This is a genomic window from Labrenzia sp. CP4 (assembly GCF_001579905.1).
GTDB lineage: Bacteria > Pseudomonadota > Alphaproteobacteria > Rhizobiales > Stappiaceae > Roseibium > Roseibium algicola.
Window position 1 is genome coordinate 5,479,193 of sequence record NZ_CP011927.1, and the last position, 25,032, is coordinate 5,504,224.

General features: G+C 59.8%; 24 protein-coding genes and 1 tRNA gene. 9 read left to right on the forward strand and 16 right to left on the reverse strand.

All coding sequences use genetic code 11. The annotated features are described in order from the left end of the window. Positions 1–44 precede the first annotated feature (44 nt). The 3 genes from ACP90_RS25180 (at position 45) to ACP90_RS25190 (ending at position 2,194) form a co-directional block, all read left to right on the forward strand. A complete protein-coding gene (locus tag ACP90_RS25180; protein ID WP_062490730.1) occupies positions 45–623 on the forward strand; it encodes a glutathione peroxidase in 579 nt (192 codons plus the stop codon). A gap of 324 nt (positions 624–947) precedes the next feature. Further along, entirely contained in the window at positions 948–1,634 is a 687-nt protein-coding gene (locus ACP90_RS25185) for a metal-binding protein ZinT (protein ID WP_062490732.1), read from the forward strand. Positions 1,635–1,843: 209 nt separating this feature from the next. Next, the gene (locus tag ACP90_RS25190; RefSeq protein WP_062490734.1) at positions 1,844–2,194 is read left to right on the forward strand and encodes a carboxymuconolactone decarboxylase family protein; all 351 of its coding nucleotides are present in this window, start codon (positions 1,844–1,846) and stop codon (positions 2,192–2,194) included. A gap of 33 nt (positions 2,195–2,227) precedes the next feature. Here ACP90_RS25190 and ACP90_RS25195 read toward each other — a convergent pair whose 3' ends face one another. Next, the gene (locus ACP90_RS25195) at positions 2,228–3,079 is read right to left on the reverse strand and encodes a LysR substrate-binding domain-containing protein (protein WP_062490736.1); all 852 of its coding nucleotides are present in this window, start codon (positions 3,077–3,079) and stop codon (positions 2,228–2,230) included. Between the two features lie 147 nt (positions 3,080–3,226). Between ACP90_RS25195 and ACP90_RS25200 the strand changes: the two genes are divergently transcribed. Beyond that, complete coding sequence (locus tag ACP90_RS25200) at positions 3,227–4,147, forward strand: DMT family transporter (RefSeq protein WP_062490738.1); 921 nt, start codon at positions 3,227–3,229, stop codon at positions 4,145–4,147. Positions 4,148–4,166: 19 nt separating this feature from the next. Here ACP90_RS25200 and ACP90_RS25205 read toward each other — a convergent pair whose 3' ends face one another. From ACP90_RS25205 to ACP90_RS25235, 7 genes are all read right to left on the reverse strand, one after another. Beyond that, on the reverse strand, positions 4,167–4,997 hold the full coding sequence (locus ACP90_RS25205) for a TolB family protein (RefSeq protein ID WP_062491985.1): 831 nt from the start codon (positions 4,995–4,997) through the stop codon (positions 4,167–4,169). A 148-nt stretch (positions 4,998–5,145) separates the two neighbouring features. Next, positions 5,146–6,174: a LacI family DNA-binding transcriptional regulator gene (locus tag ACP90_RS25210; RefSeq protein WP_055657267.1), complete on the reverse strand. Its 1,029-nt coding sequence runs from the start codon at positions 6,172–6,174 to the stop codon at positions 5,146–5,148. Positions 6,175–6,185: 11 nt separating this feature from the next. Beyond that, positions 6,186–7,667, reverse strand: a complete 1,482-nt coding sequence (locus ACP90_RS25215; RefSeq protein ID WP_062490740.1) for a glycerophosphodiester phosphodiesterase family protein — start codon at positions 7,665–7,667, stop codon at positions 6,186–6,188. After that, positions 7,667–8,725 carry an ABC transporter ATP-binding protein gene (locus tag ACP90_RS25220; protein WP_062490742.1) on the reverse strand — a complete coding sequence of 353 codons (1,059 nt, stop codon included), beginning with the start codon at positions 8,723–8,725 and terminating at the stop codon, positions 7,667–7,669. The genes ACP90_RS25215 and ACP90_RS25220 overlap by 1 nt, the downstream gene beginning before the upstream one ends. After that, complete coding sequence (locus ACP90_RS25225) at positions 8,725–9,552, reverse strand: carbohydrate ABC transporter permease (protein WP_022998937.1); 828 nt, start codon at positions 9,550–9,552, stop codon at positions 8,725–8,727. The genes ACP90_RS25220 and ACP90_RS25225 overlap by 1 nt, the downstream gene beginning before the upstream one ends. Positions 9,553–9,565: 13 nt before the next feature. Further along, positions 9,566–10,873 carry a sugar ABC transporter permease gene (locus tag ACP90_RS25230; RefSeq protein WP_062490743.1) on the reverse strand — a complete coding sequence of 436 codons (1,308 nt, stop codon included), beginning with the start codon at positions 10,871–10,873 and terminating at the stop codon, positions 9,566–9,568. Positions 10,874–10,938: 65 nt separating this feature from the next. Continuing rightward, positions 10,939–12,309: an extracellular solute-binding protein gene (locus tag ACP90_RS25235; protein ID WP_062490744.1), complete on the reverse strand. Its 1,371-nt coding sequence runs from the start codon at positions 12,307–12,309 to the stop codon at positions 10,939–10,941. A 235-nt stretch (positions 12,310–12,544) separates the two neighbouring features. On the opposite strand from ACP90_RS25235, the gene ACP90_RS25240 reads away from it, so the two are divergent. Continuing rightward, the gene (locus tag ACP90_RS25240; protein ID WP_022998940.1) at positions 12,545–13,009 is read left to right on the forward strand and encodes an HAD hydrolase family protein; all 465 of its coding nucleotides are present in this window, start codon (positions 12,545–12,547) and stop codon (positions 13,007–13,009) included. Positions 13,010–13,079: 70 nt separating this feature from the next. Here the strand turns inward: ACP90_RS25240 and ACP90_RS25245 are convergent, their stop codons facing one another. From ACP90_RS25245 to ACP90_RS25280, 8 genes are all read right to left on the reverse strand, one after another. Then, a complete protein-coding gene (locus ACP90_RS25245; RefSeq protein WP_062490745.1) occupies positions 13,080–14,747 on the reverse strand; it encodes a hypothetical protein in 1,668 nt (555 codons plus the stop codon). Further along, positions 14,744–15,502 (reverse strand): glycosyltransferase family 2 protein, encoded by a 759-nt coding sequence (locus ACP90_RS25250; RefSeq protein ID WP_062490746.1) that lies wholly within the window; start codon positions 15,500–15,502, stop codon positions 14,744–14,746. Before ACP90_RS25250 ends, ACP90_RS25245 begins: the two co-directional genes overlap by 4 nt. Then, positions 15,502–16,974 (reverse strand): hypothetical protein, encoded by a 1,473-nt coding sequence (locus ACP90_RS25255; RefSeq protein WP_062490747.1) that lies wholly within the window; start codon positions 16,972–16,974, stop codon positions 15,502–15,504. The genes ACP90_RS25250 and ACP90_RS25255 overlap by 1 nt, the downstream gene beginning before the upstream one ends. Continuing rightward, entirely contained in the window at positions 16,971–17,909 is a 939-nt protein-coding gene (locus ACP90_RS25260; protein WP_158514216.1) for a lysylphosphatidylglycerol synthase domain-containing protein, read from the reverse strand. Before ACP90_RS25260 ends, ACP90_RS25255 begins: the two co-directional genes overlap by 4 nt. 10 nt (positions 17,910–17,919) lie before the next feature. Further along, the gene (locus ACP90_RS25265; protein WP_062491987.1) at positions 17,920–18,708 is read right to left on the reverse strand and encodes a glycosyltransferase family 2 protein; all 789 of its coding nucleotides are present in this window, start codon (positions 18,706–18,708) and stop codon (positions 17,920–17,922) included. A gap of 10 nt (positions 18,709–18,718) precedes the next feature. Continuing rightward, a complete protein-coding gene (locus ACP90_RS25270; RefSeq protein ID WP_062490750.1) occupies positions 18,719–19,252 on the reverse strand; it encodes a GtrA family protein in 534 nt (177 codons plus the stop codon). A 381-nt stretch (positions 19,253–19,633) separates the two neighbouring features. Further along, positions 19,634–19,709, reverse strand: a tRNA-Ala gene (locus tag ACP90_RS25275). Between the two features lie 151 nt (positions 19,710–19,860). Next, positions 19,861–20,259, reverse strand: coding sequence for a TIGR02300 family protein (locus ACP90_RS25280; RefSeq protein ID WP_062490752.1), 399 nt, complete (start codon positions 20,257–20,259; stop codon positions 19,861–19,863). Positions 20,260–20,583: 324 nt separating this feature from the next. On the opposite strand from ACP90_RS25280, the gene aroA reads away from it, so the two are divergent. From aroA to ACP90_RS25300, 4 genes are all read left to right on the forward strand, one after another. Then, a complete protein-coding gene (aroA, locus tag ACP90_RS25285) occupies positions 20,584–21,939 on the forward strand; it encodes a 3-phosphoshikimate 1-carboxyvinyltransferase (RefSeq protein WP_173017255.1) in 1,356 nt (451 codons plus the stop codon). Continuing rightward, positions 21,936–22,562 carry a (d)CMP kinase gene (gene cmk, locus ACP90_RS25290; RefSeq protein ID WP_022998949.1) on the forward strand — a complete coding sequence of 209 codons (627 nt, stop codon included), beginning with the start codon at positions 21,936–21,938 and terminating at the stop codon, positions 22,560–22,562. Before aroA ends, cmk begins: the two co-directional genes overlap by 4 nt. Positions 22,563–22,834: 272 nt before the next feature. Continuing rightward, positions 22,835–24,532 (forward strand): 30S ribosomal protein S1, encoded by a 1,698-nt coding sequence (rpsA, locus tag ACP90_RS25295; protein WP_062490754.1) that lies wholly within the window; start codon positions 22,835–22,837, stop codon positions 24,530–24,532. A 183-nt stretch (positions 24,533–24,715) separates the two neighbouring features. Next, a complete protein-coding gene (locus ACP90_RS25300; protein WP_022998951.1) occupies positions 24,716–25,012 on the forward strand; it encodes a hypothetical protein in 297 nt (98 codons plus the stop codon). The last annotated feature ends 20 nt before the right edge of the window (positions 25,013–25,032 follow it).

Sequence of the window (25,032 nt, forward strand, 5' to 3'; positions counted from 1 at the left end):
GCCAGCCCCGGCGCGTATCATTGCCAAAGCGTGAGGGTGTTGAAATGTACCGGCTTCTTTCTTTCGTCTGGTGTCTGGCGGCAACGTGCCTTTGTGCCGTTGCTCAAGCCAAGGACCTCGAGGGCCAAAGCGAAGCAGCTCAGTCGGCCCATGCCTTCACCTTCGAAATGCCCTATGGCGAACCGATTGCGCTCAAGGATTATGCCGGCAAGGCCATTCTGATCGTCAACACGGCAACGGAATGCGGCTTCAGCGGGCAACTGGCCGGCTTGCAGAAGCTGCATGAATCCTATTCGGACCGCGGCTTGCTTGTGCTCGGGGTTCCGTCCAACGATTTCGGCGGCCAGGAACCGCGTGCCGACGGCGACATCGCAAAGTTCTGCGAAGCCAAGTACGGTGCCGAATTTCCACTTGCCGCCAAGACGGTCGTGAAGGGCGAAAAGGCCCATCCTTTTTATCGATGGGCCGCAAGCGAGCTTGGCCCCACGGCACGCCCCTACTGGAACTTCCACAAGTATCTCGTCGGGCCAGACGGCAGCATCCTTGCCTGGTTCCCGACGCCTGTGCCGCCGACTTCATCGGACGTGACCGCCGCGATCGAGAAGGCCCTGCCCGGATCCTGATCCTGATCCTGATCCTGATCCCCGGAAGCGATCTACAGCACCTTTTCAAACGAAGCGAACAACTCGCTATCAGGCGTGTAGGCCCTCTTGCGGACGGCTGTCCTTCAGAAGGCGCGTCTTCCCAAGAAGAACACCCCGCTCTTTATCCCTTCTGATTATCTCCCACTCCGCGGCGTGGCTGCGTGTCTGGCTGGCTGGCTGGCTGGAAATTGTAACTTTGACATTGCCTGGCCACGTGGATTGCGTTAGGCAGTTTTAGTAATGTAATAACATTACGAATCAATTTGATACTTTCCCTCCCCCAATCAGCAGAGGATCAGATCCATGCAATCACGGTTTGGCAGGCTGGCGGGCGCATGTGCGCTCATAGCGTCGTTTCTCGTGGCCGCTCCCATCCAGGCGCAGGAAACCAAGGACAACACAGCTAAACACGACCATTCGCACAAGCATTCACACGATCACTCGAGTGATGCCGAGCGGCAGATTTACAAGGGTTACTTCGAGGACAGCCAGATCCAGCCACGTCAACTCACCGATTGGCAAGGCGAATGGCAATCCGTCTATCCATACCTTCAGGATGGAACGCTCGATCCTGTCATGGCCCACAAGGCCGAACACGGCAGCAAGTCGGCTGAAGAGTACAAAGCCTACTACGAGACTGGCTATCGCACCGATGTCGACCGGATCGTGATCGGCGCGGACAGCGTGACCTTCCAGACCGAAGCCGGCGCTTTCGAAGGGCAGTACGCTGCCGACGGCTTCGAGATTCTGGACTACAAAAAAGGCAATCGCGGCGTCCGCTTCATTTTCAGGAAAACCGCAGGTGATGACAGTGCCCCGGCCTTCATCCAGTTCAGCGATCACCGGATCGCACCGTCGAAGTCCGATCACTATCATCTTTACTGGGGCGAAGACCGGCAGGAAATCCTCAAGGAACTGACCAACTGGCCGACCTATTATCCGGCGGCATTGAACGGAGACGAGATCGTCCATGAAATGACGGCTCACTGAGACTGCGCATGAGCTGAAATTGACGATGGGCGCCGTCTGGTCACCAACATCGGCTCCGCGCCCATCGCTTCGTCCCGGTTTCGGGCGGCGTTTGCTGTCTGGCTGACAAAGTCATCCTCTGCCAACCAAAGCTTGAGCCACATCAACGCCTGTATTGCGGTCCGCGCCTAGGCTGCCTGACGTGATTTCCGGCAATATGGAGATGATGTATGGCCGTTTGCGACTGGAACGAATTCGTTGCACAAACCGATGAACGCATGGCCGCCGTGCGCAAAGGCATTCCGGAGGTCGCAAAAGGCTTCGGATCCCTGGCGAAAGCCGCGACTGCTCCCGGCGCGCTCGACGCAAAAACCAAGGAACTGATCGCACTGGCCATCGGCATTACCGCGCGCTGCGACGGCTGCCTTGCCTATCATGCTCGTGCCGCAGCACGCCTCGGCGCGAACAGGGACGAGATCCTCGAAGTGATCGGCGTCTCGGTCTATATGGGCGGAGGTCCGTCCATGATCTACGGCGCTGAAGCACTGGCGGCTTTTGACGGGCTGAAGGACGACGATTGAACGATGCCTGTCCTGTACTTTCAGGACATCCGTTCATCTCGTTTTCACCTCCCCTTCCAGGAGGGCTGTTGCAAGGGCTTCACAAGCTCTGGATTCAGCCCGTTTGCTGCGTACCAGGATGATGTCCAGCGGCTCCAGTGGCGGCAGACCTCGGTCCTGATCTACACGTTCCACTGTTGGGGGAACCGCCATCTGCACGACGGCGGCAACGGCAAGGCCCGCCTCGACAAGCGTGACCAGCGCTGAATGGCTGAAACTGGAATAGGCGGAGCGGTATCGCAGGCCGCTGCGGCCCAGCGCCGCCAGGGTCACTGTCCGAGCCTGGCTGCCAGGCTCGTAAAGGGCTACGGGGAGCGGGTCACGCTCCAGCGCCTGACCATCGCGGGAGCTGATCCAGACCATCGGCTCCCGGCGGATCAGACGCCCTTCCGTGCCGCCCGTACGCGTAACGATCGCCAGGTCGATCTTGCCCTCATCGACCTGCGGCAGCAGTGCCGTCGACTGGGCACAGACGACATTCAGCTCCACACGTGGAAACAGGCTTGCGAACCGTCGCAAAACATCCGGCAGCATGGCGGCAATGTAATCGTCCGGCGCACCGATGGTGACCGAGCCTTCCATGTCGGGCCTGCGAAAGGCTTCCACCGCCTCATCATGCAGGCGCAGGATCCGTCTGGCGTAACCTTCCAGCTCCTCTCCAGCGCGCGTGAGCGCGAGGTTGCGTGTATCGCGCACAAACAACGGCTTGCCGATGCGGTCTTCCAGCCGCTGGATCTGCATGGACACGGTCGCAGGTGACTTGTGCACGCGCGTTGCCGCGCGAGAGAAGCTCATCGCGTCGACACAGGCGAGAAAGGTTCGCAGAAGAGCGTGATCGAGCTGCATTATTCTTCAATTTTTTCAACAAGTATATTCAGATTATATCGTTTGACCAAACAATGAAAGAGGCCTCAATTTACAGTCCAGCGGCGGAAATGCGTCGATGTTGTATCAGTTTGCGGTGTGCAATCGCCGCCAGTCAGGACACGTCCCATGACCAGACAGATGGAAGGCATGATCGGCCTTATCGCGGCGCAGACCCTGCTTGGTACAATCGGATTGTGCGTTCTGGAAAGTGGTGCGGACCCCGTTACCGTCGCCTTCTATCGATGTGCGATCGGAGGTCTGGCCCTGGCTCTCTACTGCTGGTATCGGGGTGATCTAGCCCGGCTTGCCAGACTATCGCCGCGCATCCTGGCCATGGCTGTTGCCAGCGGCGTTCTGATGGCAGGCAATTGGGTGTTGTTCTTCGAAGGTATCCAGAGAACCGGTATTGCCGTTGCCACCATCACGTTCCACATCCAACCGTTTCTCGTGGTGGTTCTGGGCGCCTTCGTCTTTCGGGAAAGGCTACAGGCGGCCACTCTCCTGTGGATCGGTCTCGCTCTGATCGGCCTTGCACTGGCCACCGGGCTGAGCGGAATGGAACTGACGGCAGACCGGTCCTATTTCCTTGGCCTCGCCGCAACCCTGGCGGCCGCATTTCTTTATGCAAGCGTGACAATCATCGCCAAGGGACTGACGGGAATTTCCGCTCCGCAACTTGCCACCGTTCAGTTTGCCTCCGGTACCTTGATGCTGGCAGCCTTCAGCCCGGCCGGTCCACTGACCCTATCGGCAGACCAATGGGGATGGCTGGCGATCATCGGCCTCGTTCATACAGGCGGTGTTTATGTCGTACTCTACAAGGCCTTGCCGAAACTGACGACGCCAGTCATTGCCGTGCTGCTGTTCCTTTATCCGGCCAGTGCGGTTCTGGTGGATGCTCTTGCCTACGGCCATCTGATCAGCGCACTGCAACTTGTCGGCCTGGGGCTCATCATCCTGTCCAGCCTTGCGGTTACGCTGCGGTGGGGCGTCCGGAGACTGACCACAGCCGCCGATGCACAGCTTGTACCGCCCACCACCCGCTAGCGCTCGCGCGCCTGTCCCGTCACGGCTCGTATTTCACATAGGCAAAGCGCCTGCTGTCCGGGGCCCAGGAGGGAACATTGAGCGTTCCCTGGCCGCCGAAGAGTGACCGCAGGATACGCGGAGTACCACCGTCGGCAGACATCAGGCGAAGCTCGACCGGCCGATTGGCCGGGTGTCCCGCCGTGCCAGCCTCATAGGCAAGATAGGCAACAAACCTGCCGTCGGGCGAAGGATGCGGAAACCAGTTGACCCGCTCGTCGCTTGTCATCTGCTGCAAGTCGCTGCCGTCCGGCCTGGTGCGCCAGAGCTGAACAGATCCCGATCTTTCACCGTTGAACCAGATCCACTTGCCGTCAGGCGTATAGTCCGGTCCGTCGCAATGGTCGAAGTCACGGGTGACCTGTTTTTCCGCGCCACCGTTCTGGCCAATCGTGAACACCTGGAAGGTGTCGCCGGTTTCCGGCCTTTTGCCGACGTAGGCAAGTGTCGCTCCGTCCGGTGACCAGCCATGCCAGTAGGATGGTGTCTGCGACGTTATCCGCCGTGGCACGCCGCCTGTTACCGGTAGCGTGTAGATGCAGCTTTCCCCTGCCTCTGTCCCGTCGCTGACCGCCAGCATCGTTCCATCCGGTGACAGGCCGTGGTCATTGTTGAGAGCTTTGGCAAAGCCTGTGCCGATCTCGATCAACGCCGGATTGTCGAGCGGGAAGCGGTAGAGCCGGCCACCACCGTTGACAATCAGTGCGGCCCCGTCAGGCGTCCAGTTGGGCGCTTCCAGATGGCGGTCCGTTTCGTACAAAACGGTTTCCGTCCCGGTTTCAATATCGATCGTTGCAAGAATGCTTTTCATCATCTGCTCCAGATTTCTCCGGAGCTTGGCACGGGACAGCCCTTCGGAGAAAGGCCGGATATGGTGTCCAACAGCTGACCGGCGCTGCTAATCCAACATGCTGTTGGGCAGCAGCAGTTCGGTTGGTGCCCCTGAACCAGCACCTCGCTCAATCGCCGGCTGGCCCCCGAGTGGTTGCCCGCTGAACGAGATGTACGTCGCATACCCTGACCTGCTGCGGCAGGTCAGGGTTTTCCAGACGTTGCATCAGCAGATCGAGCGTCGCTTCACACAGGTCATGACGGCTCTGGGAGAAGGTCGTCAGGTCGTAAGCCTTCCACGCGGCTTGGGGAATGTCGTCGTAGCCGACCACCTGAATGTCCTGTGGCACGCGCAGCCCGTGGATGTGGCGCAGGCCATCAAGTACCCCAAGCGCCAGGTAGTCAGCTGTACAAAAGACGCCGTCGACCTCGCTGCGCACCCGGTGAACGAATTCCGCGGCCGCCAGCCCGCCGTCATAGGTCTGTGCGCCCCAGGCGATCCGTATCACCGGAACACCACCGTCATTGGCCGCCTGTTCGAATGCGAGCGCGCGGCCGTTGATGGAGAAGGACGAGCGTTCCGGCGTGACGACCGCCAGCTTTCGGCACCCGCTTGCGATCAGGTGTTCATACGCTTTCCGGCCACCGTCCTCGAAGGCGGTCACGACCCGGTCGACCGGTGCTCCCGGGTCACGCTTGTTGACCACCACCAGAGGCACACCGTTTTCGAGACATTCGATGCAGATCTCTTCCGGCGGAGTATCGGACGTGACGATGACCCCGGCGACACTGTATTGCAGCAGGGACCCGATCAGGTCGGCTACATCCGTCGATTTTTCTCCCCGCAGCAGGATCGGCCTGAACCCGCATTCCAGCAGCCCCTTGGACAGAAGGTCTATCTGCTCCGAGCGGAACGGATTGTCGAGATCGGCCGCGACGACGCCCACCAGGTCGGACTTCTGCTTGTGCAGCGAGCGGGCCAGCACGTTGACCCGATAACCGAGTTCACGCGCGGCTGCGATCACCTTGTCCCGGGTTTCCTTGGAGACGCTGGCACCGTCGGTGAAGGTTCTGGAAACAGCCGACCGTGACACGCCCGCCAGGCGAGCGACGTCGAAGGAATTGACTGTTTTCTTGTGACCAGGAGCGTCAGGCATGTTTCTTCCGTTTATATGCTTTTACCGAGCATCCGGGCGACGAGAAAGGGCTCATTCACGTTGAAGAGATCCGGCTTCAAGGCCAATAGGCGTTTGATCTCGGAAGGGTCGTTGCCCATGTAGGCGATCATCACCTTGCGCCCGGTTGCCCTCACCGCCTCAAAGGCTGCCGGACCGGCATTCGTCGCATTGAATTCGACAATCCCGGAACGGAAGGTGGAGAGGCACGTGTCGAGGGATTCGAAATCCTCCGCCCGCACCATCAGTTTCGCTTCCGGAAAGGCATCGTGAATGGCCCGCAGTCTCCCGACATCATGGGCCCAGAAGAACACGTCCTCGGCCGCCATCATTCGCAGTACCTTGGACACTGTTTGATGCGGATCCGCCTGTTTCAGCTCGACATAGAGCTTGCCGCCCATTCGCAGTGCCGTTTCCAGAACCGCACACAGGGGCGGGATGCTTTCTCCTTCGAAAAACGGATCGAAATTGCGGCCGGCATCCAGCAATGCCAACTCCGCACCCGTCTTTTCCGTGATTGCTCCACTGCCACTGGTGGTTCGGTCCAGCGTGGCGTCATGATGGACAACAAGCTGTCCGTCCGCCGTTTCCTGGACATCGATCTCGACATAGTCGAAGCCTGCTGCCCAGGCAGCCTTTGCCGAAGCCAGCGTGTTTTCCGGAGCCACCTTGCAGGCCCCGCGATGGCAGACAATTTCCGGGCTTGTGACAGCTGAGCGGGCGAACCTTGCGACCATTTCCGGCTGATCCGAACAGATACCGAGGATCGGCATCTTCACCAGAGCTTCGACCACATCGACACGCTCTTCATGCCAGGTCACGACCGGCAGGCCGCGCTCTCTTGCCCTGGCAAAGAACGCTTCATCCAGCAAACGGTCCGGCCGTTGCCCCGCGCGCTCCCAGCAGGGATGGACGATTTCGGCGCCGCACTGATCGGCAATCGGAAAAGGATCCGTGCCCACCCCGACCAGGATGGACACGGGATAGGGACAGCCGCCAGCGATCAATTCGGATGCATAGTCGGGCGTGTTTGCACCAACGATTACCCGCTCGATCCGGTGGTCCAGAAGCTCCGCGATGGCCAGCGAGGCCGCCTCGCCTTCCTTGGCATCCAGATAGATGCCCGCGCCGAGACGGGCTGCAAGCCCGGCAATCTGTGAGAACAGGGGGGCTTCACGGCCAGACTCGGCGGTCAGAGCCTGCAGCCGGGCGGCGGTCACGTCGGCAACCTTGAGGTCAAGTCCGCAGATTGCCTTGAGATCTTCATCGTGAAAGGCAACCGGGATCCTGTCCGCTGTCAGCCGAACATCGACCTCCCACATGTCCGCCCCAAGCTCATGGGCGATATCATATGCCCGCAACGTGTTGTCGAAGGCATAGGCGCTGGCACCACGGTGGGCGATGGAAAGCGGAACGGATCTCGGTTCGCCGAGCCAGGCGCGGCCCGGCTTGAAAGCTTGCAATGCCGTTTCCATCAGAGCCTGCCGCCGTCCGGACCAAAGGCAAGAATGCGGTCTTCCGCAATGCCCCAGGTGACCTCGTCACCCAGCTTGTAATTGCCGCCATGCGGCTGGATCGACCGCAGCACGGCACCGTTTTCCAGGGTGACGTCGTAAAGCTCTTCCCGGCCCTGGATCTCGACGAAGCTGACCTTGCCGGTCACCTTCAGCGGGTGGTCCGGCTGAAAGAACTCCGGACGAATGCCGAGACGCATCGGCGCGCCGTGACCGGGGGCCGCAATACCGGACGGGATCGGCAGTTTGACCTTCGAGTTTGCCAGGCGGAAACCACCATCTTCCGTTGCCCCGTCCAGAAACGCGATTGGCGGATTGCCGAGGAAGCCTGCGACGAAGTCCGACGAGGGGTTGTCATACATTTCCGAGGGGCTGGACAGTTGAACGATCTCGCCCTTCTTCATGATCGCGATCCGGTCGCACATGGACATGGCTTCGACCTGATCGTGTGTGACAAGCACCGCGGTAATGCCGGTTTCCTGCTGAATGCGCCGGATCTCCGAGCGCATTTCCAGACGCAGTTTCGCATCGAGGTTTGCCAGAGGCTCGTCGAGCAACAGAATGTCGGGCTCACGGACCAGTGCCCGTGCCAGGGCCACGCGCTGCTGCTGTCCACCGGACAGCTGCACGGGGCGGCGCGCCATCAACTCTCCGATCTGGACGAGACTGGCGATCTCCCGGACCTTGCGGTCAATATCGACCTTGGTCTCCCGGCGCACCTTCAACGGAAACGCGATGTTCTCGTGGACGGTCATGTGCGGGTAGAGCGCATAGTTCTGGAATACGACGCCGACGTTGCGTTGCTGCGAGGGAACAGTCGTGACGTCCCTTTCGCCAAACAGAAGACGGCCACCGTCCATGCGGTGAATACCACACACGGCAAACAGCGTCGTGGATTTGCCGCAGCCGGAAGGCCCGAGCAGGGCCAGCATCTCGCCGCTGTCGATCGTCAGGGACATGTTGTCGATGACGGTGGTCTCACCAAATTTCTTGGTGAAGTTTTCAAGTGCGATACGCATCAGCCTTTCGTGCCTCCGCCGTAGATGTTCATGAGTTTGCGGTTGAAAACCACGTAGATGAAAATGACCGGAAGGGCGTAGAACAGCCCGATGGACTTGAAGAGGTTGAAGTCCGGCTTGCGGTCGTCCGCGATGATGTTCTGGAGATAGGTCGCCAGCACCTGCGACGCACCACTGGGGGCCAGAACCTGCGGCAGGATGAATTCCTTCCAGGCTTCCAGGAAGGAGAACAGCGCCAGAGCAGCGATGCCGGGCTGCACCTGAGGCAGAACCAGTTTCCACCACACGGTGAAGCGGCTGGCGCCGTCGGTGATGCCCGCCATTTCGATTTCCCATGGCACGGTGTCGTAAAAGCCCTTCATGATCCAGATGCCGAGCGGCAGCTCCAGAGCCGTCTTCACCAGGATCACGCCGATCAGCGTGTTGTAGAGGCCGCTCATCTGCAGCATCAGGAAGATGGCGATGATCAGGGTTACTGTCGGGAAGGCGTGCAGGGTCAGGACGCCGCCAAGGAAGAACTTGCGGAACGGCATGTTCAATCGGGACAGAGCGTAGCCTGCCGTCAGCGACACCATCACCACGATCAGGCTGGTGGAACCGGCAAACAGGAAGGTGTTGGCCGTGACCGGCCAGATGCTTGCCCGTCCGGTTTCAGGCGTTTCGAACAGGAATTTCCAGTGTTCGAGGGTGAAGCTGTCCGGCAGGAGTGAACCTGCCGTGGTGTCGGTGAATGTGTCCACCACCAGGTAAAAATACATTAGCACCAGTGGCAGCGACAGGATGCTGAGCAGCACCAGGACAGGCCAGACTCGGAAGTTGGGTCTCATGTCCGTCTCTCCCCTATTGCTCGATACGCGGCTTGGCCACGAGTTCGTTGAAATTGAAGAGGCGCAGATAGATCAGCGATGCGGCAATGCCGATGACCACCAGGACCATCGCCAGCGCAGCCCCGAGACCGTATTGCAGAACGCCGCCATAGTTGTTCAGCGCGGTGTGGAAGGTGTAGAGCGCCCACACTTCGGTTGCCTTGCCCGGTCCGCCGTCCGTCGACAGGTAGATGTAGTCGAAGGACGTCAGCAGCGAGAGCGTCTGGTAGGCGGTGGTGAACAGGATCGGCCATCTGAGCTGCGGCAGGATGATGTAGCGGATCTGCTGGAGGCGATTGGCGCCATCCACTTCGCTTGCATGCAACATGGTTTCGGGAATCGCCTTGATGGCGCTGGAAAACAGGATCATGCCGAGCGACGCCCCGACGAAACCGTTGATGAGGATAACAACCACCCAGGCATTGATGTCCGAATGCAGCATCCAGTTTCGCGGCGGTACGCCGAAATTGGCCAGAAAGCTGGACAGGAAACCGGTGTCCCAGGCCATCCACTTCCACATCATCACGTAGATGACGGGCGGCAGGATGCGCGGCAGGAACCAGATCGTCCGGAATGTGGTTGCGGCCGCAGCCGGCAGATAGAAGGTCGTCACAGCCAGAAAGAGACCGAATCCGATGTTGAAGGACAGCGTCAGCGATACGTAGATCAGCGTGTTGCCGGCCGCCCGGAGCGAAGACGGCAGCGAGGCGATCAGGCTGTAGTTCTCCGTCGTCCAGACCCAGCCGGTGTAGGCGGTCCTGGCAAGCTGGTCGGTTTTGCTTTCCGGAAGGCCGAGCCCCAGCTCGCCAATGCCCGTCATGAAGGCTTCTTCCGTTTCGAAGCGTGTGTTGAGGATCGAGCGCTTGAAGAGATCGGCGGCTTTCTTCAGATCGCGTGTCGAGCGCGGGCGTTCCTTCAGGCGCTTCAGTTCGCGCTCCAGGTCACGCCGGCCGGCAAAACTCTTGCCGGACAAGCTGGCTTCGATCTCCTGCGCGAAAGCCTTGCCGTATTCGGCTTCGACGGCTGCGATACCGGCCGCGTCGATCTTGTAGGTGTCCTCGGCCAGACGATCTGCCGTGGCTTCCGGAAACCCCTGGTCCTTGAGCATCCGGATCGTGCGTTCCGTAACCTCATAGGCACCGCCGGAAGAAATGCCGGTACCGGAACTCATGCTGGTGAAGGAAAACATCATTGTCAGCGCCACCGGCGCCAGAAACAGAAACACAATGATGAAGAGCGCAGGGGCCATGAACCCCAGCCCGAGCAGGTGCGCGCGTCGCATCTTGTCCCCTTGAAATGTGAGCCGGGCGGCGGACCGCCCGGCAAGGCAGATGGAGGATGGATGGCTTAGCGGACGATCAGGTCGTCGCCGAGCACGGCCGTCATTTCCGCTTCCACTTCGGCAACTGCGTCAGCCGGAGACTTCGTGCCGGTCCAGGCTGTTTCCAGACCCTTGAACATGATCTCCGAGAACTTGCCGTAGTTCGGGTTGTTCGGCTGTGCATTGGCGTGCGGCAGCAGGCGGCGGGTCGCTTCGGCTGCCCAACGATCGTTGGCGTAAAGCTCGATGTTGGACTGCTCCCGGGCAATGCCCAGGTGTGCAGACTTGATCGCGTGCAGCGTGTTGATGCGCGGTTCGGACGCGATCTTGATCAGCTGTGCGGCGATCTCGATATCGTCTTCGTCATCCTGCTTGGTGAGCAGATAGGCCAGCGGATGGGTGATGGTGTTGGCCTGGCCGTTTTCATTGCCTGCCGGAATGAGCGAGAACTGGATGTTGCCGAAGAAATCGTCCAGGCCTTCCTTACCGGTATAGCGGGCATAGTGCCAGGTGCCGCCGTGCCACAGGGCTGCCTTGCCGGCTGCCACTTCCGCATACCACTGGTCCCACTCGGTGCCGATGTGGTTCTTGCGGGTTACCTTCGCTTCGACTGCGTCCACGAAGAACTGGTAGAATTCGGTCATCGCCTGTTTGTCGAGGATCAGTTTACCGGTTTCGCTGTCCATCAGTTCGCCGCCGAAGGACTGGTAGAACTGGGCATAATCCGGACCGTTGGAAACACGCGGATAAAAGCCGTAGCCTTCTTCGACGATTTCCATGTCGACGGCTTTCTTGGCGTCTTCCAGTACGTTCTGAAGCGTATATTCGCCGGCTTCGACCTTGGCCGGAAGCGCGTCGATCTCTTCATCCGTGTAACCGATCTTCTTCATGGTTTCGCGCCAGAAGAAGAACGGACGGCTTTCGGCATCCTGCGGCAGACCGTAGACGACGCCGTTGTAGGTCGTGATATCGAGCAGGTTTTCGTAGATGTTGTTGATCGGCCAGGTGTCCATGTCGACATAATCCTCGACAGGAACGATCAGGCCGGACTGACTCCAGGGAGCGATATCCAGGTGGCTGGTCACAACAATATTCGGGGCGCTGCCGGCTTCAGCGGCCAGGGTCACGGCCTGCTTGAATTCCTCCCAACCGGCAAAGTCACGCTTCTTTTCGACAGTGATGTTCAGGTCTTCACCAGCAATCGCATATTCGCGGGACAGGATGTCCGCCGCCATCTCGATGGCATCGAGACGGTAGACGTCGCTGTCGTTGGAACCGCCTGCCCAGACGGTGATGGTGAGGTCTTTTGCCAGGGCGTCTCCGGCAAAAGCCGCGGTGGTGAGAGCCAGGACGGCAGCCGCTGTGGACTGGCGCAGTTTGGAAACGAGAATGCTCATCGTATTTCGCCTGCTGTCTGTGTTGCGACACCTCCCTCCCGGAAGTGCCATGTGGAAAGAATAAACATGTTTTGCACACGTGTGCAAAGCGGGTTCTAGCGGGCGGGTATTACGGGCATGTGACAGCGTTGCGAATTTAAGGTGCCGGACTATGCGACAACCCTGGCTTCATCTTGATCATAAAAGCCGATCACGACGGCGAGACGACAGACGGTAGGCGCTTTACTCGGCCTTGATGATTTTTGGCTATAGCAACACCCCGAACAACAATTTTCATGACCTTCCGGCTTCTGAGAAGCCGGACCAGCGGGGAGTTGAACCCATAAAGCGCCTTGTTATCGATTTGGACGGAACCCTGACCCTGGCAGACACGTCCGACTACAGGAACGTCTCACCGAACCTGCCCCTCATCGAGAAGCTGCGGGAGTACAAGGAACAGGGCTTCGAGATCGTGATCCAGACCGCACGCAACATGCGGACGCATGAGAACAATGTCGGCAAGATCACGGCGCACACGGTGCCGATCATCATCGAGTGGCTGCAAAAGCACGACATTCCCTACGACGAGATCTTCGTCGGCAAGCCCTGGTGCGGACATGAAGGATTTTATGTAGACGACCGCGCCATCCGGCCGGACGAGTTCGTCCGCATGTCAAAATCGGAGATCGACACCCTGCTCGACAACGCACCGAAAAACTGACGTCAAAACAGGCTTCGCAGCCGGCTGACCGCGAAGCCTGTCTATCTTTTAGCCGGCCGATTTATCGGTGTTACAGGTTCTGACCGTCCTGAACTTTCTTTCGGTAGACGGTCCAGGAAGGGCTGCTGGCAGCTTCTTCGTAGTGCTCCTGCACATACGGCCGGTAGATTTCCCAAAGCGCTTCTCCGGACGGGTCGCCATGACCCAGGATCACGAATTCCGCATCGGAGAAGAACTCTTCTTCCGGCTGGTGGATCTCTTTGGAAAAGGTTCTGCCATTGTGGAACCAGATCGGCACCCTGGCAGGTGAAGGCTTGTTGAGAAGGGCCGGAAACGGATTGGCGAAGTTGAGTGCCAGTACCGGCCCGGCATCCGGATCTGCAGCCCCGACTTCCTGCAGCAGGCTGAAACCATCCAGCATCCTGTTGTAGTCGACGGTTACTTCCTCATCAGGCTGCTCGAGCCAGCGCGGATGCAGCACGAAGCCTGCCTGCCCGGTATTGGCCAGCCGTTCGTCTGCCGGATACTGCCGGCTTTGCAGGAATTGCGCGACCATGGCACCGCCATCACGGGCCGGATAGATGAGGGCGATCGCAATGGTGAGGACCGACAGGATCTTCAGCGTCAGGGCCTTCGACTGTCTTTCGACGGAGACCGCCGCTGTTTCCCCCTTGCGGAAAAGACCGGCCCACTGTGCGGCGATGATCGGAAGCATGGCATAGACCGGGCTTTCCGACAGCCAATGGTTCTGCATGAGAATGACGCAGGCCATGGCAGCGGCGACCAGGATCAGGACCACGGGTGTGAAGCGTTTGGGTTCAGCACTGTTTTCGCACAGCAGGAGATAAAGCACAGCGCTGCCGATGGCCCAGACCGCAGCCTCCCCAAGCTGGGTAATCAGCTTGATGATGCGCCAGGTTTCCTTGGCAAATCCGGAGACGGTCTTGATGTCCGCAAGGTTCGCGCTGACCTGGCCAGTCACCAGCTCTGCGGCTGCAAGCGACGCCGCAAGGCCGATCAAGACCACAACAGCATGCTTGATCGAGACGTTCCGGAACACCGTTGCCGCGACCAGCAAGCCCACGAGGGCGGCACCGAATGTGACCTTGATCAGAAAGACGACGGCAATCGAAAAGCCCAGCAGAAAAGCCTCCAGCACGCCCCTGCGTCCCGGAGGACAGCAAAAGGCCACGGTTACGACAGCTGCAAGGGCCGCCGCCCAACGGTTATAGGGGGCAAGCCAGCTCATGCTCGTCTGGGCAAAGATCATGTCCGGTTCGCGCGGTGTCACGACTGTCGCGACCGCGACCAGCAGAACGAGGCCAAGCGTGCCGAAACTCACCTGTCGCGTCAGAGTGAGAACCGCCAGAACGAAGGTTCCAAGCCCGAATATGGCACTTGCCAGGGGAACCGAAGTCGCATCCTGCGGGCGCAGCTCGACCGCGATCCGGAAAACCCAGTCATAGACCGGTCCGATCGGACTGAAATAATCGACGCTGGAGGCTTGACCACTGGCAGATTTGTTTGCCGTATCGAAGGCGGTCCAAAGGTCGTGCAGGTAACGCTCGTGATCAAAGAACAGGTGCGGCAGCGTCGCGCTGACGGCAATCAGCACACCGGCGGCCAACAGGCCAAGCAAGCCGATAAAGCCGGAGGCATAGTCTTTTCGCAAATACCAGACTGCGACAAGCACCGGAAACAGCAAGATGGCAAAGGCATAAGTCGAAAGGGCAATCATTTGGCAATCGTCCACTTTGCTGCGGAAGGCGGCGGAGAGGCGATGAACGCCTCCAGTTGCTCCGGCGTACCGAGCATTCCAACATCCTCGAACGCCAGCTGACTGATGGAGACAGCCGCCCCGTCCGCGATGATCTGGTTGTACATCGGCGCGATGTAGCGCTCGCCCTTCTCCTCGCCGCTGTTGCGGAAGAAGCGGGCATAGACGTCCCGGTAGCGGGCGACGCTGTCGAACCAGTAGAGGCCGACGGTCGCATGATCGGAAATGCGCTCCTTTTCGCGAAGCTCCACCACACGTCCATCCGCATCGGTGCGTGCGAAGGACCAGCCGTTACCCGGTCCGGGAAAACACGGCACATGCCCGGCACAAACCGCCGGGTCTGCCGGCTTCATCGCACCCGGCGCCACGTAGGTGTCGATGTTGAAGATGGCGAGTGGCTGGTTTTCCGAAGCCGTGGCAACAAGTTCCAGAGCTGTTGTCGCCTGGCCGTCGGTGAGTTTGTCAAGCTCGACGATGCCGTCAACCTGAATGCCGAGCGCCTTGCAGCGGGCTGTCAGGAAATCGGGTGCGTTCAATCCGCTGCGCACGGCAAAGCAGAACGACCAGCCCGCCTCGCGGTAGGCCTCCATCGAGAGCATGGACCAGTCGAACAGGGGCCGGCCGAGCGCCTCGATTTCATACTTCGGACGGTCGTAGCCCGCCTTGGTGAAACGGCTGCCCATCCCGGCCATCGTAATCGCTACTACGCCGCTCATCAGCTGGCCTTTCTCTGCCGTTTCTGTCCGCGTTCAAGCTGATCGAGGATCGAGGCCGCGATCAGCGCAAAGCCGACGAGTTTGTCGGGGTGGTCGGTGTGAAGCGGCAGCATCGACAGGAACAGTGACAGTTCGACCGCACGCACATGGGCGATGTCGAGGCCTTCCGCCTCCAGCCTGTCGCAGAAATGCCGCTCGGCCCAATCCGCGGGGGGCGCGATCGTCCAGTCGAGTTCCAACCGCAGTTCCTTGTTCAGATACACGCGGAACAGGCCGTTGTTAACGTAGTCATAGCAGCCCAGAATGGAGTGACTGATCTTGGCGACATCATAAAGCGGATGCATCATCGCATCATCCGCGGACAACGCTCCGCGCGGATCGATCAGCCGCATCAGCCCGATCCGCCTGTCGAACAGGACGTTGGAAAAGCACGGATCGCCGTGGGAAAACACCAGCTGATCCGTCGTGCCGACCGCCTTTCGAATGAAGGGGCGCGCCTGCTCCAGCATGTCGGGCAAACCACCGCGCGGGCCGGCTTTTTCCAGAATCTGGTTGGTCTGTCTGCCGCGCTCCGTCTCCAGGAACCCCGCAAGCCGCTTGTCCAGTTTTTCCAGGATCTGGGTTTCGGCCCGTGCCCGGTCTTTCTTTCCCGGCGTTCTTGCGTTCAGGTAGTTGAAGATCTGATCGAGCAGGACCTTGAAATCACCTTCCGTGAACGAGTGATGGACCCATTGCAACGCCGCATCCGGGATCGCCAGATGCTCCATCTGGTAGCCGGCCTTCTTGCCGTCTTCCCAGAACCCGAACGTGGGCAGCAGGAAACGTTGCAGTTCAGGCGGTGCGGCATGGAAGAAGCCGTGCTCGGCACGCATTTTTGCAATGTCGGTGGACTGCTTGTGAAAGACGTTGTCTTCCGAACGGGCGGAATTGAAATGCCGGAGTTCTGTCGCACCGGACAGAAACAGCATCAGGTTGCGCGGCTCGCGGATATCGATGAAGCGGGCGTGGTCCGTGATGATCTCGGTACGATCACGCAACGACAGCAGCAGGAGACGGCGGGCCTCAGGCGTTTCCGCGCATAGAAGCGACGCGGCTTCGGCATGGAACAGAACGGCGACGGCCTCATCATTGATGACCGGGCTGGCGAGCATGGTCTTCAAGGCGTATCCGGCCTTGCGCACCAGCACCGAAAAGCCCTCCGGATCGAGCGGCGGCAGACAGAGCGGCACGCGCAGATAGATTGCCGCGTCGCCCCGGTCGCGGATGCGGTCTGCAAGCTCGACACCGCTTTCAGGCGACATCAGGTGTTCCACCGTTTCCGCACCGGCCTCCAGGGACATGGCCGTCAGTTCTTTCGCCAGTGTCTGGCGGCGGCGCATGATGTCGGAGAACCGGACTTCGCCAAGCGCGGCCCGCACGCTTTCTGCCGGCGGATCCCGGTCGTCTAGGATTACGGAAAGTGCTTTCGTCATAAGGCACCGGTCCTGTTCTGGGCACGTAGCGGTTCGTTGCGCACTCGCGGAAGGTAGATCCACATGGCAAGCGGCCAGACCAGCGCAAGGGACAGAAGACACAGGCTGCTCCAGGCGCCGATGGCGCCCTGGAAACTGGCAACTGGCCCCTCGAACACCCGCTCGGCCAGAAGCACGATCCCGCTGGTTTCGACAAAATTGGCGGAGGTGTATGCCAGCACAGTCGCCGCCAGGGCTTCCAGGCCCCAGATGACCATGGACATGACCAGCAGCACCGGTCCCTGTACGCGGAAAAGATCGGCCCCACGTGTCGTGATCTGACGCAATCCGTCCAGCTGACCCAGGTGCCGCAGGGAATTCGGGTTCCGGTGGTTCAGAACCACATAATGTTGCACGGCCCGCAGGATGCCGGGGCCAAGCACGAAGACGACAAGGCCCGCCAGCACTGCAAGGCTGGTGACGGCCAAAAGGACCATCGGCCCGGTGGCCAGCGGACCGTGGTAGGCATAAACGACGACGAGCAGGACGAGGATCATCAATCCGTCGAAAAAGCGCTCCAGAAGGATGATGATCAGCGCACCGGGAAAGCTTTTGCCCAGATACCAGAGCTGGTGCAGCCTCAGGACCTCGCCAAGCTTGAACGGAATGACGAGGGCACCCGGGCTGGTCACCAGATGCAGCAGTGCGCTGGAGCGCCCGGAAATGCCGAGCAGCCGCGAGGCCATGATCGCAAGACGAACAGCCCGCACACAATGCGAGCCGAGATAGATGCCACCTGCAACAAAGAGCGCCTGCCACGGCTTGCCCGCAAGCTCACCCAGCCCCTGCTCGGCCAACCACCAGATCGCGAGACCGAACGGCAGGAACAGGACCGCGTAATGCAGGGCAAGGCCGGCCGGCAACCTGGCCTGCCGCAAGCGTGAGGATGTCCGCACAGATCCCACCTCAGGCAATCCGTGTCGAGGGATAGGCGGAGCGCGGTGTCTGACGGTGATCGGTCGCAAAGAAAGCGGCCGGCTTGAACAGACGGAAGCTGACAATGCGCAGAAGCTGAAAGCCCATCTTGCTCAGCTTGGCATTGGATATCTGGTCGTCTTCACGCCACGTGAGCGGAAAGAACCCCAGCCGGAACCGGTTCCGGACAACACCCAGGATCAGGTAATAGTTGAACGTCAGGTCGTCGGCATATTTCAGGTGAAAGCCGGACTTGAAGGCCTCTACCTTGAACAGGTTCAGCCCGGAGCCGAGGTCGAAGAGACGCTGGCCACTGATTGCCGAAAAGATCAGGTTGAAGGTGTGGTTGGCCGCCGTGCGCAGCAAGGAATAGCCCTCCAGCTTGGAGCCTTTCATGAAGCGCGCGCCCATCAGAAAGTCGAGATCTTCGTGGCGGCCGGCCGCGATATGCGGCACGAGATCTGCAATCGCGCCCTGATCGTCACCATGCAGCACCACAAGATAGTCGTAGCCGTTCACCATCGCGAAATTGATCGCGACCTTGTGCGAACCGCCGAGACCGTAATTGTCGTCGTTGTGCAGCAAGGCCGTTTCGGCATATCCGAGTTTCGCCAACCCCGCCTGTGCCGCCTCGCGCGTGCCGTCCGTCGACCGGTTGTCGACACACAGGACACCATCAACAACAGCCTGAACCTCTGGTGCCTCCAGTTGCTTCAGCACACGCGGGATCTGCGCTTCGCAATTGTAGCAGGGAATGAAAACGAGAACCCGGCCGGTCATGAAGGCCACCTCAATCTGACTTGCGGTGTTCGAGCAGAAACCGCATGAAAAAGAAATTCGCGACAAGGGTGAAAGGCGTGACCAGTATCTTGGCCGTGACCCCGCACAAGGTCACTGGCTTCAGTCCCAGACCGGCAACGAAGGCAGTGCCGTCAACTGTGACCAGCAACGACATCAAGGCCCAGCTCAACCCGGCCGTCAGAGCCGAGGCGGCGGTTACCGCGACAAGCTGCCAGATCCAGTAGAGCGCCAGGAGCAGTGTCGTCGACCTGTTGCCGGCCTTCTCGAAGATGTGCTTGCCGGCAACGAAGAAAACGAAGGTCACGCCGCAGAAGGCACCGATAAAGTTTGCCCAGAACACGGGCAGGCCACTTTGCGTGAGCGTTGCCATGGTCAGGAAATCCAGGCACCAGCCTATGCCGGAGATCAGGGCAAATCCCGAGAAGCGCTTTGCGATCGCATTGTAACGGTTCAAGGAAGACGACCCTGACTTTTGTTTGCCGTCGCGTTCCACGACGGTAGATGCGCTCCCGGCGTCCTTCATGAAGCCACCGTCAGCAACCGCTGGAAAGACGGTCGATCCATATGCTGAAATTGCGCTCGGCCGGCATCGGAAAAACCTGTTCACATCCTGAAAACAAAGAAGCCGTTTCCGTCGAACTGGCTGACCGAAACGACCTTATCTCATGCCGGGAAACACTAGCGGTGAATTGTTTCAATGCCGTTAATCGGCGAATCTGACAATGGGTCTGGATATGTGGAAGGTGTCCGTGCCAACGCCCGCTGGGACGCGATGCAAGGGTTCGGGAACAGCTTCCCGGTGGCAGCAGAACAGTCAATCGGCGATCGCTCGCGGCAATGACAAACCGCACACGGCCCACTGCCTGGTAGGCTCAAAATGCAAATTTTCGAAGAAAGACTGGAATGGTGGAGCCAAGGGGAATCGAACCCCTGACCTCTACAATGCCATTGTAGCGCTCTCCCAACTGAGCTATGGCCCCATGTTCCATATGAGAGCCGGTTTGGGTGCCGGCGTCGATGGAGGCGGGTTATAGTCACACCTCCACACAAGATCAAGCAGAAAATATCAGGATCTTTTCTGCCGCTTGTGGAAAAGCCCGGACAGACTGAAAAGCCTGTCCGGACAATAGCTTAGCGATCCGTATCTTCGTCGATTTCGACGCGGATGCCCGGGACAGATTCTTCGTCTTCATCTTCATCGTCGATAAAGACGTCGTCGTCGTCGTCACTATTTTCGTCGTCGTCGAGATCGACGTCCGTATCTTCCAGATCCGGCACATCGTCGTCGCCGCCTTCCGCTTCCGCATCGGCCTCTTCCAAGGTCACGATTTCCGGAGCTGCGACATCGTCTTCTTCTTCATCGTCTTCCGGCGTCTCTTCGACCTTCGCAGCCTTCGCGGCACGGGAGGTCATGACCGCCTCGAACACCGTGCCGCATTTCGGGCAGGTGACCGGGTTCCGGTTGAGATCGTAGTATTTGGCGCCGCAGCTCGGGCAGAGCCGCTTTGTGCCAAGTTCAGGTTTTGCCACTGTGCTCACCCTTCTTCGTTATGCAATCGACTTGAATTCGTGGGCCGCCCCATAGCCTCAAGCCGTTCCGGTGTCAAAGGCAAATCAATCGAAAAACATTCTTCGGATTATTGTTCTGCACGTTGTGACTCAAATTTCAAGCACCTGACCGCGTTACCCACACGCCCTGCAGACCGGCACACGTTTGAATCTGCTTGTCGTTCTGCCAATGCCGGGAAATTTTGCGAAGTTCGGATTCGGGTGGTCTGAACGGATGACGCAGGCGCATCCACATGATAGGACGTGTCACCTTTTGACAACCGATCCAATTTGCGGACATTGAAAATGTCACACGATTCTGCGCCCAAGCCTCTGACTTCCAGCCTGGGCAGCCCCTTGACCGGCACGATCCGCGTGCCCGGCGACAAGTCCATCTCCCACAGATCCCTGATGTTCGGCGCGCTTGCCGTCGGCCGTACCACCGTGAAGGGTCTGCTTGAATCGGAAGACGTGCTGGCCACGGCTGACGCCATGCGTGCTGTCGGCGCAACCATCACCAAGCTCGAGGACGGCAGCTATACCGTCGACGGGATCGGCCTCGGCAGCCTGCTTGAGCCGGAGCATGTCATCGACTTCGGCAATGCCGGCACCGGCGTGCGCCTGACGATGGGCATCTTCGGAAGCCACAACATCGCCGCTACATTTGTCGGCGACGCTTCCCTGTCCAAACGACCGATGGGCCGTGTACTCAATCCGCTGCGCGACATGGGTACCAACGTGATTGCCCGCGACGGCGACCGTCTGCCGGCGTCCATCCGCGGCCCGGAGCAGGCACTGCCGATCACCTATCGGGTGCCCATGCCTTCGGCGCAGGTCAAATCGGCCGTTCTGCTGGCCGGCCTCAATGCCGCCGGCGAAACCACCGTCATCGAACCGATCCCGACACGCGACCACACGGAAAAGATGCTGAAGGGTTTCGGCGCCGACATTTCCGTAACCGTGAACGAGGCCGGCGAGCGCGTGATCAAGCTGCAGGGCCAGCCTGAACTGAAGCCGCAGGACATTGACGTGCCTGGCGATCCTTCCTCGGCGGGCTTCCCCCTGGTGGCGGCATTGATCGTGCCGGGTTCGGACGTCGTCATCGAAAACGTTCTCCTGAACGAGCACCGCACCGGTCTCATCACCACCCTGATCGAAATGGGCGGCGATATTTCCATCGTCAATCGCCGCGAGACAGGCGGCGAGGAAGTGGGCGATCTGCATGTGAAGGCCAGCAAGCTGAAGGGCATCACTGTTCCGGCCGACCGGGCGCCGTCGATGATCGACGAATATCCGGTGCTGGCCATTGCTGCCGCATTTGCCGAAGGCGATACGTTCATGCCGGGGCTCGAGGAGCTGCGCGTGAAGGAATCCGACCGCCTGGCCGCTGTTGCCCGCGGGCTGGAAGCCAACGGCATCCCTTGTGTTGAAACCGACGACACGCTGACCGTGACCGGTGGTGCCGATGCGATCGGTGGCGGCACGGTGGTGACCCATCTCGACCACCGCATCGCCATGTCCTTCCTGGTGCTGGGCATGGCTGCCCACAAGCCGGTGACGGTTGACGACGGCGCTGTGATCGCGACCAGCTTTCCGACCTTCACCGGTCTCTTCGACGGCCTTGGCGCTAAGATTTCCGCAAACACCAGCGAGGCCGCATGATCATCGCAATCGACGGACCGGCGGCTTCCGGCAAGGGGACCCTCTCCCGCCGGCTAGCAGATCATTTCGGACTGCGGCACCTGGACACCGGGTTGACCTATCGCGCGGTTGCGGCCGCGCTTCTGGCCAATGGCCTGCCGCTTGGCGACGAAGGTGTTGCCATCGAGATTGCCCATAACCTCGATCTGGCCCAGATGGACAAGTCCGTCCTGTCGGCTCACGAGATCGGCGAAGCGGCGTCACGCATCGCGGTTCTCGGCGGCCTTCGCGACGAATTGGTGAAGCTGCAGCGGCGTTTCGCCCAGACGCCTCCCGGCGCCGTTCTCGACGGTCGCGACATCGGCACGGTGGTGTGCCCCGATGCAACAGTGAAGCTGTTCGTGACCGCCTCTCCCGAGGCCCGCGCAAAGCGTCGGACCGACGAGATGGTCTCCAAGGGGCAGGACGCGCAATATGCCGCCGTTCTGGAGGATCTCAAGCGTCGGGACGAACGCGATTCCAAGCGAACCGTGGCTCCAATGCGCCAGGCGGACGATGCGGTCTTGCTTGATACGACAGAAATGGATATAGAGACCGCGTTCCAGGCGGCTGTGGATATCATCTCCCGCGCCAGGGGTGCCTGATAAGGACAAGGGGTTCACCACCGGTGCGCCCCTGTTTGTGCATCCGGAACGCATGTGGCCTCAGGCCATCAGTTCTTTACGGAACGACCAGAGAATTTCGGCAGGGCGCCTTTTCCGGCGACCTGTGACGAGACCGGATTTTCCGCCTCTCGCCCCGCCGGCCCGCTTTCGATAGCGGCAGGATCAGCGGAAACCGCGATCCCGGGAGAAGGACAGATCCGGAGTGCAACACCAACCCGCCGGCGGCGCGCCTGAAGGCGCCAGGAGCATATATGTCTGATTACAATCCCTCCATGGAGGATTTCTCCGCTCTTCTCGAAGAGTCCTTCGTTCAGAACGACCTGTATGAAGGTGCCGTCGTAAAGGGCACCGTCGTCGCGATCGAAAAAGACCTGGCAGTCATCGACGTCGGTCTGAAGGTCGAAGGCCGCGTGCCGCTGAAGGAATTCGGCGCAAAAGGCCGTGACGGCGAAATGAAGGTCGGCGACGAAGTCGAGGTTTACCTGGAGCGCGTTGAAAACGCTCTTGGCGAAGCTGTTCTGTCGCGCGAAAAAGCTCGCCGCGAAGAAAGCTGGGTCCGCCTGGAAGTTGCTTTCGAAGCAAACGAAAAGGTCAACGGCCAGATCTTCAACCAGGTCAAGGGTGGTTTCACCGTCGATCTGGATGGCGCTGTAGCCTTCCTGCCGCGTTCGCAGGTCGATATCCGTCCGGTTCGCGACGTGACCCCGCTGATGCACACCCCGCAGCCGTTCCAGATCCTGAAGATGGACAAGCGCCGCGGCAACATCGTCGTGTCTCGCCGTGTCGTTCTGGAAGAAACCCGCGCCGAACAGCGTTCGGAACTGGTCCAGAGCCTGGAAGAAGGTCATACCGTGGAAGGTGTGGTCAAGAACATCACCGATTACGGTGCGTTCGTCGACCTCGGCGGTATCGATGGCCTGCTGCACGTCACCGACATCGCGTGGCGCCGCATCAACCATCCGTCGGAAGTTCTCACCATCGGCCAGACCGTCAAGGTGCAGATCATCCGCGTCAACCAGGACACGCATCGCATCAGCCTCGGCATGAAGCAGCTTGAAACCGATCCGTGGGATGGCATCGAAGCCAAGTACCCGATCGAAGCCAAGTTCACTGGCCGCGTGACCAACATCACCGACTACGGCGCATTCGTGGAACTGGAGCCGGGCATCGAAGGCCTGATCCACGTTTCCGAAATGTCCTGGACCAAGAAGAACGTCCATCCGGGCAAGATCGTTTCCACTTCTCAGGAAGTCGAAGTGATGATCCTGGAAGTCGACCCGGTCAAGCACCGCATCTCCCTGGGCCTCAAGCAGACCCTGCAGAACCCGTGGGATGCATTTGCCGAGCAGTTCCCGATCGGCACCGAAGTCGAAGGCGAAGTCAAGAACAAGACCGAATTCGGCCTGTTCATCGGCCTCGACGGCGACGTGGACGGCATGGTTCACCTCTCCGACCTCGACTGGAACCGCCCGGGCGAGCAGGTTATCGAAGAGTTCAAGAAGGGCGACATGGTCAAGGCCGTCGTTCTGGATGTTGACGTCGACAAGGAGCGTATCTCCCTCGGCATCAAGCAGCTTTCCGGCGACCCGATGGAATCGGGTGCAGCTGGCGAACTGCGCAAGAACTCCGTCGTGACCTGTGAAGTCATCGAAATCAAAGACGGCGGCCTGGACGTCAAGATCGCAGACAGCGACCTGACTGCCTTCATCCGTCGCGCCGACCTGTCCCGCGATCGCGAGGAACAGCGTCCGGAGCGTTACTCCGTTGGCGACAAGTTCGATGCCCGCATCACCCAGTTCGACAAGAAGACCCGTCGGGTCACCGTGTCGATCAAGGCTCTCGAGATCGCAGAAGAGAAGGAAGCTGTCGCTCAGTACGGCTCTTCCGACAGCGGTGCGTCCCTCGGCGACATCCTCGGTGCAGCTCTGAAGCAGCAGTCCGAAGACTAAGATTTTCGTCTCTCTCACGAGAGTTGAAAGCGAAAAGCCCGGCAGCAATGCCGGGCTTTTTGTTTCTGCGTTGCGAGGGGGTTAGTGTAGGCAACGCGCCCTCCAACTTACGCCCCAAATGGGGAATGCGGCCAGCTCCGACGTGCACTAGCTTCCGGTCATGCCACCATCTGGAGCAAGAGCATGTTCGACTGGTATGACCTGCGTAATTTCCTGGAAGACAATCTGATCGTCAGCATATTCGTCGGCATTGCCTTCGCAATTGCCATTGTCTGGGCGGTGGTCGTGTTCGTCCAAGCCCGCGGCGGCGGGTTCAAGGCTGTTTCAGCCAGCCTCTTTGCGACAATCGTTTCCCTGTTCTATCTCGTGATGGCTTTCGCTCTGGGCTCGTTTGCCGAGCCTCTGGTCATCATGCCCTATTTCGCCGTTCTCGCCGCGCTCAAGTCCATGGCCGTCGCCTGGCGTATCGGCGCACGTTGATACCAAGTTCCACACGGATG